At 63.5% G+C, this 15,809-nt stretch carries 17 protein-coding genes; 4 read left to right on the top strand and 13 right to left on the bottom strand.

Annotation, left to right across the window (positions count from 1 at the left end; all coding sequences use genetic code 11):
* Positions 1–165: 165 nt before the first annotated feature.
* The 5 genes from ACCO56_RS24890 to ACCO56_RS24870 form a co-directional block, all read right to left on the bottom strand.
* Entirely contained in the window at positions 166–591 is a 426-nt protein-coding gene (locus ACCO56_RS24890; protein WP_433643572.1) for a DUF1284 domain-containing protein, read from the bottom strand.
* A 29-nt stretch (positions 592–620) separates the two neighbouring features.
* Complete coding sequence (locus ACCO56_RS24885; RefSeq protein WP_433643571.1) at positions 621–1,172, bottom strand: biotin transporter BioY; 552 nt, start codon at positions 1,170–1,172, stop codon at positions 621–623.
* Entirely contained in the window at positions 1,169–1,852 is a 684-nt protein-coding gene (locus tag ACCO56_RS24880) for an energy-coupling factor transporter transmembrane component T family protein (protein ID WP_433643570.1), read from the bottom strand. Before ACCO56_RS24880 ends, ACCO56_RS24885 begins: the two co-directional genes overlap by 4 nt.
* On the bottom strand, positions 1,849–2,526 hold the full coding sequence (locus ACCO56_RS24875; RefSeq protein ID WP_433643584.1) for an energy-coupling factor ABC transporter ATP-binding protein: 678 nt from the start codon (positions 2,524–2,526) through the stop codon (positions 1,849–1,851). Before ACCO56_RS24875 ends, ACCO56_RS24880 begins: the two co-directional genes overlap by 4 nt.
* 155 nt (positions 2,527–2,681) lie before the next feature.
* Positions 2,682–3,287, bottom strand: coding sequence for a helix-turn-helix transcriptional regulator (locus ACCO56_RS24870; RefSeq protein WP_433643569.1), 606 nt, complete (start codon positions 3,285–3,287; stop codon positions 2,682–2,684).
* A 179-nt stretch (positions 3,288–3,466) separates the two neighbouring features.
* On the opposite strand from ACCO56_RS24870, the gene ACCO56_RS24865 reads away from it, so the two are divergent.
* From ACCO56_RS24865 to ACCO56_RS24850, 4 genes are all read left to right on the top strand, one after another.
* Entirely contained in the window at positions 3,467–4,075 is a 609-nt protein-coding gene (locus ACCO56_RS24865) for a superoxide dismutase (RefSeq protein WP_433643568.1), read from the top strand.
* Positions 4,076–4,233: 158 nt separating this feature from the next.
* Positions 4,234–5,007, top strand: coding sequence for a ferredoxin--NADP reductase (locus ACCO56_RS24860; protein WP_433643567.1), 774 nt, complete (start codon positions 4,234–4,236; stop codon positions 5,005–5,007).
* The gene (locus ACCO56_RS24855; protein WP_433643566.1) at positions 5,004–5,537 is read left to right on the top strand and encodes a flavin reductase family protein; all 534 of its coding nucleotides are present in this window, start codon (positions 5,004–5,006) and stop codon (positions 5,535–5,537) included. Before ACCO56_RS24860 ends, ACCO56_RS24855 begins: the two co-directional genes overlap by 4 nt.
* Positions 5,538–5,539: 2 nt before the next feature.
* Positions 5,540–5,893: a tetratricopeptide repeat protein gene (locus tag ACCO56_RS24850; protein WP_433643565.1), complete on the top strand. Its 354-nt coding sequence runs from the start codon at positions 5,540–5,542 to the stop codon at positions 5,891–5,893.
* On the opposite strand, the gene ACCO56_RS24845 is transcribed toward ACCO56_RS24850, so the two are convergent.
* From ACCO56_RS24845 to prmC, 8 genes are all read right to left on the bottom strand, one after another.
* Positions 5,847–7,253, bottom strand: coding sequence for an MFS transporter (locus tag ACCO56_RS24845; RefSeq protein ID WP_433643564.1), 1,407 nt, complete (start codon positions 7,251–7,253; stop codon positions 5,847–5,849). The genes ACCO56_RS24850 and ACCO56_RS24845 overlap by 47 nt on opposite strands.
* 232 nt (positions 7,254–7,485) lie before the next feature.
* The gene (locus ACCO56_RS24840; protein ID WP_433643563.1) at positions 7,486–7,764 is read right to left on the bottom strand and encodes a hypothetical protein; all 279 of its coding nucleotides are present in this window, start codon (positions 7,762–7,764) and stop codon (positions 7,486–7,488) included.
* On the bottom strand, positions 7,761–8,555 hold the full coding sequence (locus ACCO56_RS24835; RefSeq protein ID WP_433643562.1) for a DUF899 domain-containing protein: 795 nt from the start codon (positions 8,553–8,555) through the stop codon (positions 7,761–7,763). The genes ACCO56_RS24840 and ACCO56_RS24835 overlap by 4 nt, the downstream gene beginning before the upstream one ends.
* Positions 8,556–8,865: 310 nt before the next feature.
* Positions 8,866–10,347, bottom strand: a complete 1,482-nt coding sequence (locus ACCO56_RS24830; protein WP_433643583.1) for a L,D-transpeptidase family protein — start codon at positions 10,345–10,347, stop codon at positions 8,866–8,868.
* 163 nt (positions 10,348–10,510) lie between these two features.
* Complete coding sequence (locus ACCO56_RS24825; protein WP_433643561.1) at positions 10,511–10,876, bottom strand: MmcQ/YjbR family DNA-binding protein; 366 nt, start codon at positions 10,874–10,876, stop codon at positions 10,511–10,513.
* A gap of 178 nt (positions 10,877–11,054) precedes the next feature.
* Complete coding sequence (gene clpB, locus ACCO56_RS24820; RefSeq protein WP_433643560.1) at positions 11,055–13,673, bottom strand: ATP-dependent chaperone ClpB; 2,619 nt, start codon at positions 13,671–13,673, stop codon at positions 11,055–11,057.
* Between the two features lie 198 nt (positions 13,674–13,871).
* A complete protein-coding gene (locus ACCO56_RS24815; RefSeq protein WP_433643582.1) occupies positions 13,872–14,582 on the bottom strand; it encodes a DUF4167 domain-containing protein in 711 nt (236 codons plus the stop codon).
* Between the two features lie 296 nt (positions 14,583–14,878).
* On the bottom strand, positions 14,879–15,718 hold the full coding sequence (gene prmC / locus ACCO56_RS24810; RefSeq protein ID WP_433643559.1) for a peptide chain release factor N(5)-glutamine methyltransferase: 840 nt from the start codon (positions 15,716–15,718) through the stop codon (positions 14,879–14,881).
* Positions 15,719–15,809: the final 91 nt, after the last annotated feature.

Here is a 15,809-nt window from a genome sequence, read left to right as displayed (position 1 = left end):
GATCCCGCCGAAAAATGAATGTTTAACAATGTCTTATTCGAAGGGAGGAACAGCCGGGACTGCCTAGGGGATATTGGAACGAGATTCGTGACGCGGAATGAAGGCCGCGCGGGAGTGCTCGGCCAGCTTCCTCTGCCGGCGGCTTATCCAGGGATCTAAAACTGCCTACGAAACAGGCAGAAGTTTTGTGGAACCGAACCCATGTGCCGCGATCCTGCTGCACAGGCCATGCCAGTCGCAGTCTTCGCACGCCGCCCGGACCGTCCCTTCGGCGAAAGAAGAACGAAGCGCCTGAACAGTCGGAGCATCGAGATAGAGCGTATCTCCGGGGGAAAGCGGCCGGCCGATTAGGGCCGATACGGCATCGAGCGCAAGCGCGTCGCGTGCCTCGACACGGACAAGGCCGCAATGGGAATCGGCATCGTCCAGGACGGGTGCGCAGATATCGTCGGGGCCGGCAACGATCAGGATCTCCTCACCGGCGGAAAGCCGCTCGACGATCGCCGCGAGATTACGGGTGAAGCGCGGATTGTACCCCGCGCCCTGGAAGGTGAGAACGCAGAGGAGGTGATGCCCGCGCATATTTATCATTCTGCATCACCTCGAAGTCGCAAACAGCCTCAGGCGGTCTTCGCCTCGATCAGAGGATAGGACTTCTTGACGGTCACAGCCACCGCGGCCGCCACGGCCACCTTGATCAGATCGCCTGGAACATAGGCGGCCGACACCGCCGTCGCCTTGGCCAGCGAAATGCCGGCGAACGCTGCCATCCAGGGAATACCGATGAGATAGACGACGAGGATGCCGCCCACCACACAGGCAAGGCCGGCCGTGACCAGGTTGAGCCGCCCCCAGCTACGCTCCACGAGATAGCCGACGACGAAGGCTCCCACAGCCCAGGCCAGGATGAAGCCGCCGCTCGGGCTCATGATCACGCCGAAGCCGCCGCGCCCGCCGGGCATCAGGGGCAGACCGATGGCGACGAGCACGATGAAAAGGAGAAGCGCAAGTCCTCCTCGCCGTGCCCCGAGGATACAGCCGGCAAGCATCGGCGCGAGCGACTGGGCGGTGATCGGCACACCGCCGACCGGCAGCATGAAGGGGGGGAAGAGAGCAAGGGCGGCAGTGATCGCCGCAAAGAGCGCAATGTAGACGAGATCCCGGCTGCTCATAATGTCTCCTTTCGGGTATCGGACTGCAAGGCCGCCGGCCTGGATCGCTTGGCCCGGCGGATGGCAAATTTGCGGGCGTCGTCCGGATCGAAGGAACGCGCCTCGATGGCGTCCCCGATCTCCGTCGCCATTTTCAGTGTCCTCACGATGAGCGGAATCGCGATGGCGCGGTAGCTGCGTTCCAATCCTCGCGCCCGTTGCGCCTCACGGATCTCGGCGAACTGCTCGGCGATGACCGGAATGAAGCGGATCGCCAGCGCGAAGGCGAGACCGACCTTGGTCGGGCTGATTCCGACATGGGCAAGCGGCCGCACAGCCGACATGACGGTATCGAGCATGTCCGAGACCCGTGTCGTCAGCGACACCAGCGCGGCGAAAAGGATAAGGATGACAAAGCGGGCGATCACAACCGCACCCTCGAGCGGTCCGTGATAGGCCCATTGCACGGCGAAGAGGATGGCGAACAGGAAGAGTGCGGGTCGAAGCTGCTGCCAGGCCGTTCGCAAGGACAATCCGGCCAGTCGATAGAGCCCGAGCACAGCGACGAGCAGCGCGGCGAGAGCAAAGGGGTTCCCGACAAGGATGATCAGCGTGCCGAGAATCAGCAGGGCGACGAGCTTGCCGCCCGGCGCCACGCGATGCAGCGCGCTTTCGCCGTGAATGTAGACGCCGATCGTCATTCCATCATCTCGATATAGCGGCCGATCACGTCACGGGGCGAGCCGTCGAGAACCACCCTGCCCTCGTCGAAGGCGATCACGCGATCGAAGTCGGACAGAAGGTCGAGATCGTGCGACACCACGATGGAGGCTTGGGCGAGCTCATGGATGAAGCGCGTGATCTTTCGCTTGTTCCTGAGATCGAGCGCCGTCGTCGGCTCGTCGAACACGACGTAGTTCGGCTCCATCACCAGAACGGCGGAGATCGCGAGGAGCTGCTTCTGGCCACCGCTCAAGAGATGGGCCGGATGGTTGCGGTATTCGGCGAGGCCGTATTGCTCCAACGCCCGATCGACCCTGGCGCGGACCTCCTCGCGCGACAGCTTCAGGTTCTTCAAGCCGAAAGCCAGATCCTCCTCGACGACCGGGAAGACGATCTGGTTGTCCGGGTTCTGGAACACGAACCCCACCTTCCTGCGAACTTCCTTGCCGTGTTCGCGCGTATCGATCCCGTCAATGCGGACGCTGCCCTGGCTGGGCAGCAAGAGCCCGTTCAAGAGACGCGCGAAAGTGCTCTTGCCCGAACCATTGGCTCCGATCACCGCGATCCGCCGCTCGGCGAGAACGAGATCCACTTCCTTCAGCACCGTCCGGTCGCCGAAGCGATGGGTAACCGACCTTAACTCGATCACCAGCGCACTCTATCCAAATCCAGGGCAAGACGAGCCGAAGAGGCCGCCTTAGGCGTTCCCTCCGTGCAGTCTCTGGGATGTCTTTGCTTCGGCACCATGGCGGCCGGAACATATAGGCACGCCGCGACAGCGACAAGCGGCGGAAAGCAGGCGCAGGTCTATGCCAGGTCCGCAGGTGCGATGGCGTAGGCGCAGCGCCGGGCACCCGCGATGATATGTTCGAGACGCTCGACCCGCACGTCGGGCCCGAGCACGCTCTCGAACACCGCTACCTCGGCCCGGCAGAACCCCTGGCATGCGGTCGCCGCCGCGCAGATCGGGCAATGGTTCTCGACGAAGAGCAGGCTGCCATCCGGCATTTCCTGCCAATCCGCCATGTAACCTTCGGCCGACCTGATACGTGCCAGGCGGTCTACCCGTTCGCGAAGATCGTCGGCCCCCTCCATTCCACGGAGATAGGCTTCGCGCGTTTCTTCTTCGCGTGCCGATATAATCGCGTCCAGCGCGGCATCGCCGAGCCGGCTCTGGATGGTGCGCAGAAGGTGCACCGTGAGTTCGGCATGGGTATCGGGAAATTCGCCGTTGCCGGCCGGTGTCAGCTTCCAGAATTGCGAGGGCCGGCCGACGCCTCGCGCTTCGGAGCGTGCTGCTACCAGCCCCTCCTCGGCCAGCCGCACGAGCTGCTGCCGAGCCGCTTCTCCCGTTATGGACAAGCGCTTGCCGATCTCAGGCGCGGTTTGCGGGCCATGCATCTTGAGCGTCATCAGAATGCGCTGCGCCGGCGTGCGCGCGTTCCATCCCTTTGAATTTAGCAAGGCATCGCTTGACATATTGATCGCGACAAATTTAGAAAGAGTTGTCTTGGAAAATACGACATGCGCCGCCGGGATGCAAGCGACGGAACGCTGGAACGCGCATGCGCAAATGGAAAAGGAATTCCACCATGGCCTTCGAACTGCCCGCCCTTCCCTATGCGACCGATGCTCTCGCGGCAGCCGGCATGGGCACGGAAACCCTTGAGCTCCACCATGGCAAGCACCATCAGGCGTATGTGACCGCCCTCAACGGCTTCGTCGAGAAGAATGCCGAACTGCAAGGCAAGTCGCTGGAGGAGATCATTGCCTACAGCAACGGGAAGGCCGATCTCGCTCCGGTGTTCAACAATGCCGGCCAGCACTGGAACCATATCCTGTTCTGGCAGGTGCTTTCGCCCAATGGCGGCCGCATGCCAGGTGCCCTGGAAGCCAAGATCGTCGGCGACTTCGGCAGCGCCGAAGCCTTCAAGGAGGCTTTCAAGACGGCAGCCGTCGGCCAGTTCGGGTCCGGATGGGCCTGGCTGGTGCTGGCGAATGACGGCAGGCTGAAGGTGACGAAAACGCCCAACGGCTCCAACCCGCTTGCGACGGGTGAGGGCAAGGTGCTGCTCGGTCTCGATGTTTGGGAGCACAGCTATTATCTCGACTTCCGCAATCGCCGTCCGGATTATGTGACGAACTTCCTCGACAGGCTGGCGAACTACGAATTCGCGGAAGCGGCGCTCAAGGCCGCCTGACCTCGGCGCGAAGAAAGCTTCAATCGACGCAACGTGCTTCCCGAACCGATTTCGGGCCGTTGCGTCGAGCGCGGGCGGCACCACGGCATCGCACCGATATCGGTTCCATGTCCGCCGCCCACGCCGGAAGCGGTGATTGACGAAAGACTTTCGTATCCATGAGCAACTTCCATCAAGAAACGGTTCTGGCCGTGCGGCACTGGACCGATACGCTGTTCTCCTTCCGGACGACCCGCGATCCCGGTTTCCGGTTTTCGAGCGGCCAGTTCACGATGATGGGACTGGAGATCGCCGGCAAGCCGCTCACCCGCGCCTATTCGATCGCCAGCGGCAACTATGACGAGATCCTCGAATTCTTCTCCATCAAGGTGCCCGACGGCCCTCTGACCTCGCGGCTGCAGAACCTCCGCGAGGGCGACCGTGTGCTTGTCGGCAAGAAGGCCGTCGGCACGCTGCTCCATGACAATCTCCTGCCCGGAAAAAGGCTCTGGCTGCTGTCGACAGGCACAGGCCTCGCGCCGTTCCTGTCCGTCATCAAGGACATGGAAATCTATCAGCGGTTCGAGAGGGTGATACTCGCGCATGGCGTTCGCCACATCGCCGAACTCGCCTACACGGATTTCATCACCAAGGACCTGCCTGGCGATACCTATCTCGGCCCAGTCATCGGCGACAAGCTCGTCTATTACCCCACGGTGACGCGCGAACCTTATCGCAACCGCGGCAGGCTGACCGATCTCATCTGGTCCGGCAAGTTGTTCAAGGATCTGTCCCTGCCCGATTTCGATATCGCGGCGGACAGGATCATGATCTGCGGCGGACCCGACATGCTCGCCGAGATCAGGGCGATGCTCGATGCGCGAGGTTTCGTCGAGGGCAGCCACGGCACGCCGGCGCATTTCGTAATCGAGAAGGCGTTCGTCGATAAATGACGGTGCCGCATCACCTGGATCTCATTCCAACCGGGAAGCCGGCGATTCCGCGCACGGCCTTCGCCGAGGCGTTCTCCCGCATGGCGTCGACCGTCTGCGTCATCGGTGCCAATGACGCAGAAACACTTCACGGCCGGACGGCGACTGCCGTCCTGTCGCTCTCGGCCGAGCCCCCTACCGTGCTCGTCTCGGTCAAGGGCGGCTGCCCGCTGGCGAAGGCGATCCGCGCGACGGGCGGGTTTTCGCTCGCCATGCTGTCGCGCGGGCAGGAACTCGTGGCCGACGCCTTCGCCGGCAAGGTCGAGCCATCGCAGCGCCATCTCATCGGTGTGTGGGGCGCCTGGCCTTCGGGTCGCCCGCATCTGATCGGTGCCGCGGCGGCGATGGATTGCGATCTGGCGGGCGCCATTGCTGCAGCAGATCACGAGCTTTTCGTCGGCGCCATTATCGCCACGGATGTGCCGGCGCGATCCCGCCCGTTGCTTTGGGCCAATCGCCGCTATGGCCACCTCCATGAGGGGGCGCGATAGCCATGCGAGAAGCACTGGAGCGGAAGCTGGCAGCGGGACATGATACGGCCTTGCTGCGCTTCAGCCTGGGCATCGAGTATCTGGAGGAAGGCGATTTCGAAGCCGCGATTCGGCATCTCGAACGGGCGACGCAGCAGAACCCGTCCTATTCCGCAGCGTGGAAATCGCTGGGGAAGGCGCTCCTCGAGGCCAAGCGCGAAAAGGATGCCGTGGCGGCGTGGAAGATCGGCATCGAGACGGCGCAGGGCCGTGGCGATATCCAGGCTGCTCGGGAGATGAGCGTCTTTCTCAAGCGAGCACTTCGCCGGCTCAATCTTCCACCTTCTTCCACGAAGGCTGGGTCGCCCAGGCGATAGCGGCCGCCGCGAGACAGGTCACCGCCGAGAGCGCGGCGATCGCCTGGAAAGCGCGATTCGTCGCGACGATGCGCTGCGCCTCGACATCGGCCGGCAATGCTGCCTCCGGGCGCGCCCCGAATTCCGCTATCGCCGCACCGCCCATCGTCGATGTAAAGACCAGACTAGCCACCGCGCCCAGCGCCGCCACCGCCATCAGGCCTGCGGCGCGGGCGACCGCATTGTTCACGCCAGAGGCAAGCCCTGTATCGGAATCTGGGACCGCCTGCATGACTGCCGTCGATAATGGGGAGACCAGCATCGCCATGCCAATGGCTTGCAGCAGGAGGATCGGGAAAGTCACCTTCCACATCAGCATCAGCGGCATCGTGGCTGCCAGGCCGGCATAGGAAAGACCAACCAGCGCCGCTCCGGCAGTCAGCAACAGGCGCGGCCCATTGCGGTCCGCTATCCGCCCCGCCTTGCCGGAAAAGACAGCGATGAAGAGCGACAGCGGAACGACAAGCAGGCTCGCCTGCCATTCCGAGGCGCCCCAGGCCGTCACGACCGTCATGGGCAGGAAGAACAGAACCGCGCTGAAGGCGAAGAACAGGATAAGGGTGTAGACGTTCGCACCCGAGAACGCTTTGGAGCGGAACAGTTCGAGCTTCACCATAGGCATCGCGACCCGCTTCTCCCAGGCAATGAAGAAAACGAAGATCGCGGCGCCCGCGACGAGCCAGACCCAGGGCGAGACCAGATGTTGCGCCGGTTCGCCGAAACTGGTCAGCCCCCAGGCTATCAGACCGAGGCCGGCGGTGGCGAGCACGGCCCCGAAAATATCGAGGCGGCGCTTCTCCGGCGGCCGATCCTGGGGAACCCGGGCAAACAGCATGGCCAGCGCGACGACCCCGATCGGCACGTTTATGGCGAAGATCAGCCGCCACATCCAATCCGCGCCGAAGGACAGCATCATGCCTCCCACGAAGGGGCCGCCGGCTGTCGTCAGCGAGGAGAAGGCCGCCCACAGGCCGATGGCACGGCCGCGCGTATCGGGCGGATAGGCTTTGGCGATGAGCGCAAGGCTGCCCGGCACCATGAAAGCGGCGCCGACGCCCTGCAGGGCGCGCATGGCGATCAGCGTTGTCGCATCCGGGGCCAGCGCGCAGGCGAGCGAGGTGACGATAAAGAAAGCGATGCCGCCGGCGAAGATGTTACGGACGCCGAACACATCGCCGGCCGCACCGCCGAGCAGCACCAGCGAGGAGAGGAACAGCATGTAGCCGTTGCCGATCCATTGGGCGTCGACCAGCGAAGCAGCGAGATCGGCGCGGATCGCCGGCATGGCAAGCGAAACGACCGAACCGTCGATGAAACCCATGCTGGACGCCAGGATCGCGGCGACAAGCGCGAAACGCCGGTTCGGCGGGGGACAAAAGGTTTTCCCGTTCCGACCGGGCTCTGCGACGGTGATCTCCATGGCTGGAGACTAGCCTCTCGGACGGCGCCTGCGCCAAACGCCAGCGACGTGAAATGCCGGAGCCACGACCAGGAGCCACGATCAGGTCTGGTCGATCGGTGACGACGCAGTCCTGATCCGCGCGAGCGCCCCTTCAGGCCGACCGGCGGACGCTTGCGAGAATCAGCCGTAGCCACGGGGTCGCATAAAAGACGCTCATCAGCAGGTACATCATGGCCATGCCGCTCAGCGGCGATACGTGCTTGGCAGAGCAGAGCATCTCCGCCGGGCCACTGTCCAAGACGCCGGTCAACAGCGCCATGATAGCGAAAGTCGGCGCTGCCGCGAGGGCCAGCCCGTCAGCCATCCAGGCCGCACCGGCGTTCCGGCGAGGCGCCTGCCCGTCGGATCCGCCGGAACAGGCCTGGCTCATGATTTGGTGCCTGGCTGTTGGTTGCGGAACGCCGCCTCTCCGGCGTCCGACACCTCGACCCATTTCTTGTCGGGCTCTGCATCTGCAACGTAGCTGTCGTGCCAGTTCCACCACTTGTAGGTCGGTGTCTGGGGATAACCCTCGGGCGAGTCTTCCCAGACCTCCTGCCGGCCGAGCGGCGTGATGTCGAGGTAGTTCCAGGTGCCTCCCATCTGCTCGTCGCCGCGATTGTTGACGAAGTAGGTGCGGAACACGCGATCGCCATCGCGGTAGAACACGTTCGTGCCGTGCCACTCGTCCACGCCGAAATCGGCGTCGAAGCTGTCCGTAATGGTGAACCACGGCATCTCCCAGCCCATCCGCGCCTTCAGCCGCGCAATGTCCGCTTGAGGCGCACGCGAGACGAAGACGAGGGTGGTGTCACGGGCGTTCAGGTGCGCGACATGGGCGACCTGGTCCGCCACCATCGAACAACCCCTGCAGGCGTGGTCGGGCCAGCCGAACACTTCGGGCTCGAAGAAGGCACGGTAGACGATCAGCTGACGCCGGCCTTCGAACAGGTCGAGCAGACTGACCTTCCCTGCCGGACCGTCGAAGGCATAGGTCTTCTCGACGGCCATCCACGGCATTCGCCGGCGCTCGGCGGCCAGGGCGTCTCGGGCGCGGGTCTGCTCCTTTTCCTTCACGAGCAGCCGCTGGCGGGCCGCCTCCCACTCCTGCGCCGTCGCGATCGGTGGTGTATGCATGGCAGGCTGTCCGGCCTTTCGTCCGTTCTCGGCTGGTGTCGTCATGGCTTCGAAACCTCCTGATTTGGCCAATTTCCGCGCCGCGAACTGATGCGCAGGGCTATTCGCTGCTCATCGCTCGTGGCTGCTCGTGAGATAGTCTGGCACCAGAAATCGAGCGGTGGGAGTAACAAGTGTGGCGGTATTCCGATGACGTGATTGATTGCAGCCGCGGCGCGTGTATTCGCAGCCGCGCCGCATCATCGGCATGAACGGCGGTTTCCGGGAACGCGATCGGATGACGGGAGGTCTGCCTTGGGTTAAGGCACGGGGTCGAGACGCCAGCGGAACGAACCGCCGGCGTTCCCCAGTTGACCTACTCCATGAAGTCTACGGGGACGCCCGGCTTCACGAGCTTGGCGAGCTCCTGCGCGTCCCAGTTGGTCAGGCGCACGCAGCCATGGCTTTCCGTCTTGCCGATCTTCGAAGGATCTGGCGTGCCATGGATGCCGTAGGTCGGCTTGTCCAACGCGATCCAGATCGAGCCCACCGGTCCATTGGGGCCGGGCGGGATCCTGAGGACCCTGTTGTTGTTGCCCTGCTTGAAGTTGATCTTCGGATTGTACGTGTATTCCGGATCGAAGGCGATGCGCGAAACCGCATGTGTGCCTGTCGGCGATGGCGTGTCGGTCGAGCCGATCGTGGCGGGATAGGCGGCGATCAGCTTCCCATCCGCCGCATAGGCGCGCACTTGCTTGCGGCCCTTGTCGGCAATGATCCTGGCAACCTCGCCTTTGACGTTGGCGCCGACATTGGCGACCTTGATGATTGTGCCCGGGCGATTGAAATTGGCCTCGGGATTGAGGGCCTTGAGATAGTTCTCGTCCATGTGGAAACGTTCGGCCAGCATTTCCGCGACAGAAGTGTAGCTGAGCTTGTCGAGCTTGGCCTTCTCTCCGTAGTCGGCGGGAACCGAAGCCACATAGGGGCCGGCAGCGTCGGTAGCCGTTATCTCGTAGGTGGTGAAGGGATCGCCGCCACTGGCGGCGAGCGCCTTCTTGATGCCTTCCGCGTCGGTCGATTTCAGGTTCTCGCCCGTGATCTCACGATACACGACGAGCGCCTTGTCGACATTCGAACCGAACCGGCCGTCGATGACACCCGGCGAGGCACCCGCGCGATCGAGCAGCACTTGCAGGGCGGCGACGTCGTCGCGCGCTGCGAAGCTCGTCAGCGGCTCGGAGCGCGGCAGTGCCGGCTCGATGATGGTCTCGCTCGGCGGTGCCGTTTCGGACCATTCCCGCGCATCCGGCAGGGAACGACGCTCGATCGGACCACCGAGGATCGAACCCTGGTTGGGATCTGATGGATAGGCGAGGATCGGCGGTTGCTCTTCATAAGGCTCGTTATAGGGATCGCGATAGCGTTCTCGCGGCGCCTCGGGATATGCCTCGGGCGGATACTCCCCATATTCGTCGACCGGCGGCGCGAACAGGCCCTGGTCGCGACGGAAGCGCTCCATGTCCTCGGGGTCATCCAGATAATAGCGCCCGGGGTGGCGCAACTCGCGCTCGCGCTCGGCGCGGCGCTGGCCTTCACGGCCATTTTGGCGGCGGGGTCGGTCGATGGAGAGGATCTCGCCCGTGAAGGCATCGACGATGACGCGCCGCCCCTGGCCGTCATAGTAGACTTCGACATCGCCCGTCTGGGCAAGATGCAGGCCATCGGCATGGGACGCCGCAGCGGCCGGCCGATGCCGCGAATCACGTGTGCCTTCCCGTTCGGCCAGCGCAGCCGCCGCATCGATCGTGGAGGCGCCCACCAGAACGGCCGATAAGACGATGATCTTGCGGAACATATTGCTCAAATCTCTCCATTCGCCGGGCATCGCCGTCCCGCGGACAAAAGCCCAAGAACCCGCTAACTGCCCCCACCGGCCAAATCGACCCTCGACGATGAACAGGGCATGAAAATGGCCGCCGGGATCACGAGCACAACACAGCCGGCCGCCTTTGAGTTCCTCATGAGGGGGAAAGCCCCAGTTCGGCGCGCGCCTTGCGCGTCAGCTTCAGGCAGACGAGCCGGTGGCTCTCGCGCAGGTAATCCCTGAGCGCCTCGTCGTCCATGGCTTCATCGGTCTGTCGCTGTATCCAACTCATGCCGCGCGAGGCGAGATAGGGAGCAGGGCGCAGCCCGTCCTGTTCCTTCAAAATTGAAAAGGCGAGGTCAGAACATTTGAACGTGATGTGCGGGATTTTTCCCTCGTGCCAGCCGGCAATGGCGAAAACTTTGCCGCCGACTTTCCAGACATGGGCGCCACCCCATTGCACCACATGCGTGGACGCCGGCAGCGAACCGCAGAAACCGTTATATTCGTCCAGGGTCATCCCCACCCCGTTCCCCATCCCTCTCTCTTGTCCAAGCGCCTCCCTCCAGAGGACGGAGGAAGGCGCTTAAAGTGCCTAAAGCGTGTCGCTGGCAATCGGAGTCGGGTGACACGCTTTAGGTCTTTGTTTTTGCCGCATTCTCGCGTCGCCGACCGAATCCGGTCGGCTGCGAAATGATCTAAGCGGCCTTTTCCGCTTTCTCGGGCTCCGCGACCGTCGCCTTCGACCGGAAGTTCAGCCGGTCGGAGCCAGCCGTGATCTTGACGGTGGAACCGTCGAGAATCTCGCCGAGCAGGATTTTCTCGGCCAGCGGGTCTTGCAGTTCCTTCTGCATGACACGCTTCAGCGGGCGTGCGCCATAGGCAGGATCATAGCCCTTGTTCGCCAGCCAATCGATAGCCTCCTGATCGAGCGACAGGGTGATCTTGCGGTCGGAGAGCAGCTTCTCCAGGCGCTGGAGCTGGATCTCGACGATGCGGCCCATATCCTGCCGCCGCAGCCGATGGAACAGAATCACCTCATCGACACGGTTCAGGAACTCCGGCCGGAACGAAGCCTTGACCACGGCCATCACCTCGTCGCGCACCTTGTCGACATCCTCGCCCTCGCCGAGATTGACAAGATACTCGGCGCCGAGATTCGACGTCATGATGATCAGCGTGTTGCGGAAATCGACCGTGCGACCCTGACCGTCGGTCAGGCGGCCGTCGTCGAGCACCTGCAGCAGCACGTTGAAGACGTCGGGATGCGCCTTCTCGATCTCGTCGAACAGCACGACCTGGTAAGGCCGGCGCCGAACCGCTTCCGTCAGCGCGCCGCCTTCCTCGTAACCGACATAGCCAGGAGGCGCGCCGATCAAGCGGGCAACGGAATGTTTCTCCATGAACTCCGACATGTCGATGCGCACCATCGCGCTCTCGTCGTCGAACAGGAAGGACGCGAGCGCCTTCGTCAGCTCGGTCTTGCCGACACCCGTCGGGCCCAGGAACATGAAAGAGCCGATCGGGCGGTTCGGATCCTGCAACCCCGCGCGGGCGCGCCGCACTGCCTTGGACACGGCCTGTACGGCCTCGCCCTGTCCGACGACGCGCTTGGCGAGTTCGTCCTCCATGCGCAGCAATTTCTCGCGCTGGCCTTCCAGCATCTTGTCGACCGGAATGCCTGTCCAACGCGACACGACATGCGCGACGTGGTCGGGCGTCACGGTCTCTTCGACCATGCCGCCGCCCTTGCCGTCCTGCGCCTCGGCTTCCGCCAGCTTCTTCTCGAGTTCCGGGATCTTGCCATAGGCAAGCTCGCCGGCGCGGCTGAACTCGCCCTTGCGCTGGGCGATGGCAAGTTCGTTGCGCGCCTCGTCGAGCTGTTTCTTCAGATCCGCCGCAAGGCCCAGCTTCTGCTTCTCGGCTTGCCACTTCGCGGTCAGCGCGGCGGATTCCTCTTCGAGGCTGGTCAGTTCCTGCTCGAGCCGGGCAAGGCGGTCCTTCGACGCCTCGTCCTTTTCGACCTTGAGGGCCTCACGCTCGATTTTCAGCTGCATGATGCGGCGGTCGACCTCGTCCAAAGCCTCGGGCTTGGAATCGACCTGCATCCTCAGCCGCGACGCCGCTTCATCTACCAGGTCGATCGCCTTGTCCGGCAGGAAGCGGTCGGTGATGTAGCGGTTCGATAGATTGGCGGCGGCGACCAGCGCGGAGTCTGAGATACGCACCTTGTGATGCTGCTCGTACTTCTCCTTCAGCCCGCGCAGAATCGAGACCGTATCCTCGACCGTCGGCTCGTTGACGAAAACCGGCTGGAAGCGGCGGGCGAGCGCAGCGTCCTTCTCGACATGCTTGCGATACTCGTCGAGCGTGGTCGCGCCGACGCAATGCAGTTCTCCACGCGCGAGAGCGGGCTTCAGCAGGTTGGACGCATCCATCGCGCCATCAGCCTTGCCGGCACCAACCAGCGTATGCATCTCGTCGATGAACAGGATGATGTTGCCGTCGGCGGCCGTCACTTCCGAAAGCACGGCCTTCAGGCGCTCTTCGAATTCGCCGCGATACTTCGCCCCCGCGATCAGCGCGCCCATGTCGAGCGCCATCAACTGCTTGTCCTTCAACGATTCCGGCACGTCGCCATTGACGATCCTGAGCGCCAGCCCTTCAGCAATCGCGGTTTTGCCGACGCCGGGCTCGCCGATCAGCACCGGATTGTTCTTGGTCCGGCGCGACAGGACCTGGATGGTGCGACGGATCTCGTCATCGCGGCCGATCACCGGATCGAGCTTGCCCGCTCGGGCATCGGCGGTGAGGTCGCGCGCATATTTCTTCAGCGCGTCATAGCCCTGTTCCGCGCTGGCCGTGTCGGCGGTTCGCCCCTTGCGCACGTCGTTGATGACCTGGTTCAAGGCCTGCGGCGTGACGCCTGCCTTGGCCAGAATTTCGGAAGTCTTGGCGGACTTCTCCACGGCAAGCGCGGTAAGCAGGCGCTCGACGGTGACGAAGCTGTCGCCCGCCTTTTTCGCCAGTTCCTCCGCAGTGGTGAAAACCTTGGCGAGCGGCTGAGCCATATAGAGCTGCCCATTGCCGCCCTCGACGCGCGGCATGGCCTGCAGCGCCGCATCCACGCCCAACCTGACGTCGCGCGCATTGCCGCCGGCGCGTTCGATCAACGATGCGGCGAGCCCTTCCTCGTCATCGACGAGAACCTTGAGGATGTGTTCCGGGGTGAATTGCTGGTGATTGCGCGACAGCGCGTCGGTTTGTGCCGACTGAATGAAACCGCGCACGCGCTCGGAATATTTCTCGATATTCATAACTGTCTCCGTTCCATCACCGGCCCGCTTGGCGGCACCGGATCAGCCTAAGGTGACGAGCCCGCCCCTGAGAGCCTGGCTCCTACGCGCCTGATATGGGGCGGTCACCTTCCTTGCTCAAGGAGATGAAGAGCTTGCGGAGAAACAAAAAAACGGCGGAGAAATTCTCCGCCGTCCCAGTCCTGAAATCCTGTTGCCCTAACCTTGCGCAGCGGTGGCCGGATCCGACGCCTCGTGGGCGGAAGGCTCGGGCGACGCCACATTGCCGTTCGGCTCGGCTTCGCCGGCATTGGCTTGCTCGGTGAGCTCGGGCCGGGTACGCGGACGGCGCGGACGGCGCGGGCGGCGCGCCGGGGCCTCTTCCTCGCCGCCGGCGGCGACGTGATTGCCGTTGGCGCGCGGCTCGCGAGTGCCGTTCGACTCGGCGGCCTCCTGATTGAGCGCCACCTCGGCGGGCATGCCTTCGATCACCGGCTGCGGGCCAGACCCGTCCACGGGCTGAGCCTGCGGCTGCGGCTGGTTCTGTTGGGGCTGCTGTTGCGGCGCCGCCCGGATTTCCTGCTGAGCGCCCTCCACCTCGTCGTCGAGCTCTTCGTCCAGTTCCTCGCGATTGTCGCGCGCCTGCTGATGGATCGGCATCTGCGCCTGCGCGGCCGCGATGATGCGATTATAGTGCTCGGCGTGCTGGAGATAGTTCTCCGCCATCACCCTGTCGCCGGCGCTCTGCGCATCACGCGCCAGCGCGGCGTACTTTTCTGCGATCTGCTGCGCGGAGCCACGGATCTTAACGTCCGGCCCGTTGCTTTCATAGTTGCGGGTAAGGGGGTTCGGACCCTTGCGGTTATTGTTGTTGTTATTGTTGTTGCGCCCACGCATGCGCCTGTTCTGCTGTTGTGGCCTCATCCCGATCTCACATCTGGAAAATTGTTCGCAAACGGCGGCGCATCATTGCCCGCCGGTCCGTACCGTCCTGCCGGTGTTCGCCCGCAATGTCTGCGCTGGCGCCACGTGCCATCCTGTTCCGGTTCATGTCTTGCCGGACGATCCCCGCACGAAGCTAAGGCGTCACTCACGCAAGAAGGCAGCTTGTTTCATTTGGAAACCGAATTGATAACAGCACTGCCTGCTTCGTCTCATCCGGTTGCTCGACCCTAGCGGTATTCGCCTGGGTTGCCAAGCTTTATTTCTGCGGTGCGGCAAGGTGTTCATGCAAGCTTTCCTAAGCCGAACACCAGCACCCGGTCATTGCCGCCGAAATCGCGCGCTGCCGCTACCAGCCGGTAGCCCGCCGCGCGAAAGATCCCAGTGACCTCGTCCTTTTGCCGATAGCCGATCTCGACGCCTATATGGCCGCCTTCTTCGAGATGCGCTCCTGCGCCTGTCGCAATGATTTGGTAGGCGTCAAGCCCGTTTGCGCCGCCATCAAGCGCCCTGAGCGGATCATACAACCTGACCTCAGGCTGCAAATCGTTCAGTTCCGCAGTGGATATATAGGGAGGATTCGAGACAATTCCATGAAATTTTTCTGAAACAGCCGAGAACCAGTCCGAACGCAGCGGCCGGAAACGCGGAGCAAGCCCCGCCGCCCGTGCGTTGGCGGCTGCAGTGTCGAGCGCGCCCTTGGAAATGTCGACGCCGACGACTTCGGCCTCGGGCACCTCCTTCAGCAGGGCAAGCGCGACCGCGCCGGTGCCGGTCCCCAGGTCGAGAATGCGGCAGCCCTCGCCCTTGCCGGCGACCATCCGCAGGAAAGGAAGCATCGTGTCGACCAGTATTTCGGTATCAGGCCGCGGCTCCAACGTCTCAGGCGACAAGGCGAGTCGCAAGCCGTGGAATTCGCGGTAACCGATGATACGGTGCACCGGCTCTCCCCGCACACGCCGCGCCACCGCCGCCATGATGGCCCCGGTGACTGCCGCATCGAGCGGCCGTTCGGGGTTCGTAATCGTCTCTGTTCGCGAGGCACCTGAAAAATGCTCGACAATCAGCCTGGCGTCGAGTGCCGCATCGGCGATGCCCGCGGCGGCGAGCTCGGCTCTAGCCATGCGGAGCACTCTGCCAAGCGTGGCGTCAGTCATGGGCTCTCGGTCATCGTTGCTTCGGGGTGGTTGCCGGGCATCATTTGTTGTCGATACG

The organism is Mesorhizobium sp. 1B3 (genome assembly GCF_050958605.1).
Classification (GTDB): domain Bacteria; phylum Pseudomonadota; class Alphaproteobacteria; order Rhizobiales; family Rhizobiaceae.
The sequence above is the reverse complement of the archived record's forward strand: the minus strand, read 5'-3'. Positions and strand labels throughout refer to the sequence as shown.

Bases quoted from the DNA above. Each gene is read 5' to 3' on its own strand.
- ACCO56_RS24890 (WP_433643572.1), bottom strand. From the start codon at position 591: ATGATAAATATGCGCGGGCATCACCTCCTCTGCGTTCTCACCTTCCAG.
- ACCO56_RS24885 (WP_433643571.1), bottom strand. From the start codon at position 1,172: ATGAGCAGCCGGGATCTCGTCTACATTGCGCTCTTTGCGGCGATCACT.
- ACCO56_RS24880 (WP_433643570.1), bottom strand. From the start codon at position 1,852: ATGACGATCGGCGTCTACATTCACGGCGAAAGCGCGCTGCATCGCGTG.
- ACCO56_RS24870 (WP_433643569.1), bottom strand. From the start codon at position 3,287: ATGACGCTCAAGATGCATGGCCCGCAAACCGCGCCTGAGATCGGCAAG.
- ACCO56_RS24865 (WP_433643568.1), top strand. From the start codon at position 3,467: ATGGCCTTCGAACTGCCCGCCCTTCCCTATGCGACCGATGCTCTCGCG.
- ACCO56_RS24860 (WP_433643567.1), top strand. From the start codon at position 4,234: ATGAGCAACTTCCATCAAGAAACGGTTCTGGCCGTGCGGCACTGGACC.
- ACCO56_RS24855 (WP_433643566.1), top strand. From the start codon at position 5,004: ATGACGGTGCCGCATCACCTGGATCTCATTCCAACCGGGAAGCCGGCG.
- ACCO56_RS24850 (WP_433643565.1), top strand. From the start codon at position 5,540: ATGCGAGAAGCACTGGAGCGGAAGCTGGCAGCGGGACATGATACGGCC.
- ACCO56_RS24845 (WP_433643564.1), bottom strand. From the start codon at position 7,253: ATGGGTTTCATCGACGGTTCGGTCGTTTCGCTTGCCATGCCGGCGATC.
- ACCO56_RS24840 (WP_433643563.1), bottom strand. From the start codon at position 7,764: ATGAGCCAGGCCTGTTCCGGCGGATCCGACGGGCAGGCGCCTCGCCGG.
- ACCO56_RS24835 (WP_433643562.1), bottom strand. From the start codon at position 8,555: ATGACGACACCAGCCGAGAACGGACGAAAGGCCGGACAGCCTGCCATG.
- ACCO56_RS24830 (WP_433643583.1), bottom strand. From the start codon at position 10,347: ATGTTCCGCAAGATCATCGTCTTATCGGCCGTTCTGGTGGGCGCCTCC.
- ACCO56_RS24825 (WP_433643561.1), bottom strand. From the start codon at position 10,876: ATGACCCTGGACGAATATAACGGTTTCTGCGGTTCGCTGCCGGCGTCC.
- clpB (WP_433643560.1), bottom strand. From the start codon at position 13,673: ATGAATATCGAGAAATATTCCGAGCGCGTGCGCGGTTTCATTCAGTCG.
- prmC (WP_433643559.1), bottom strand. From the start codon at position 15,718: ATGGCTAGAGCCGAGCTCGCCGCCGCGGGCATCGCCGATGCGGCACTC.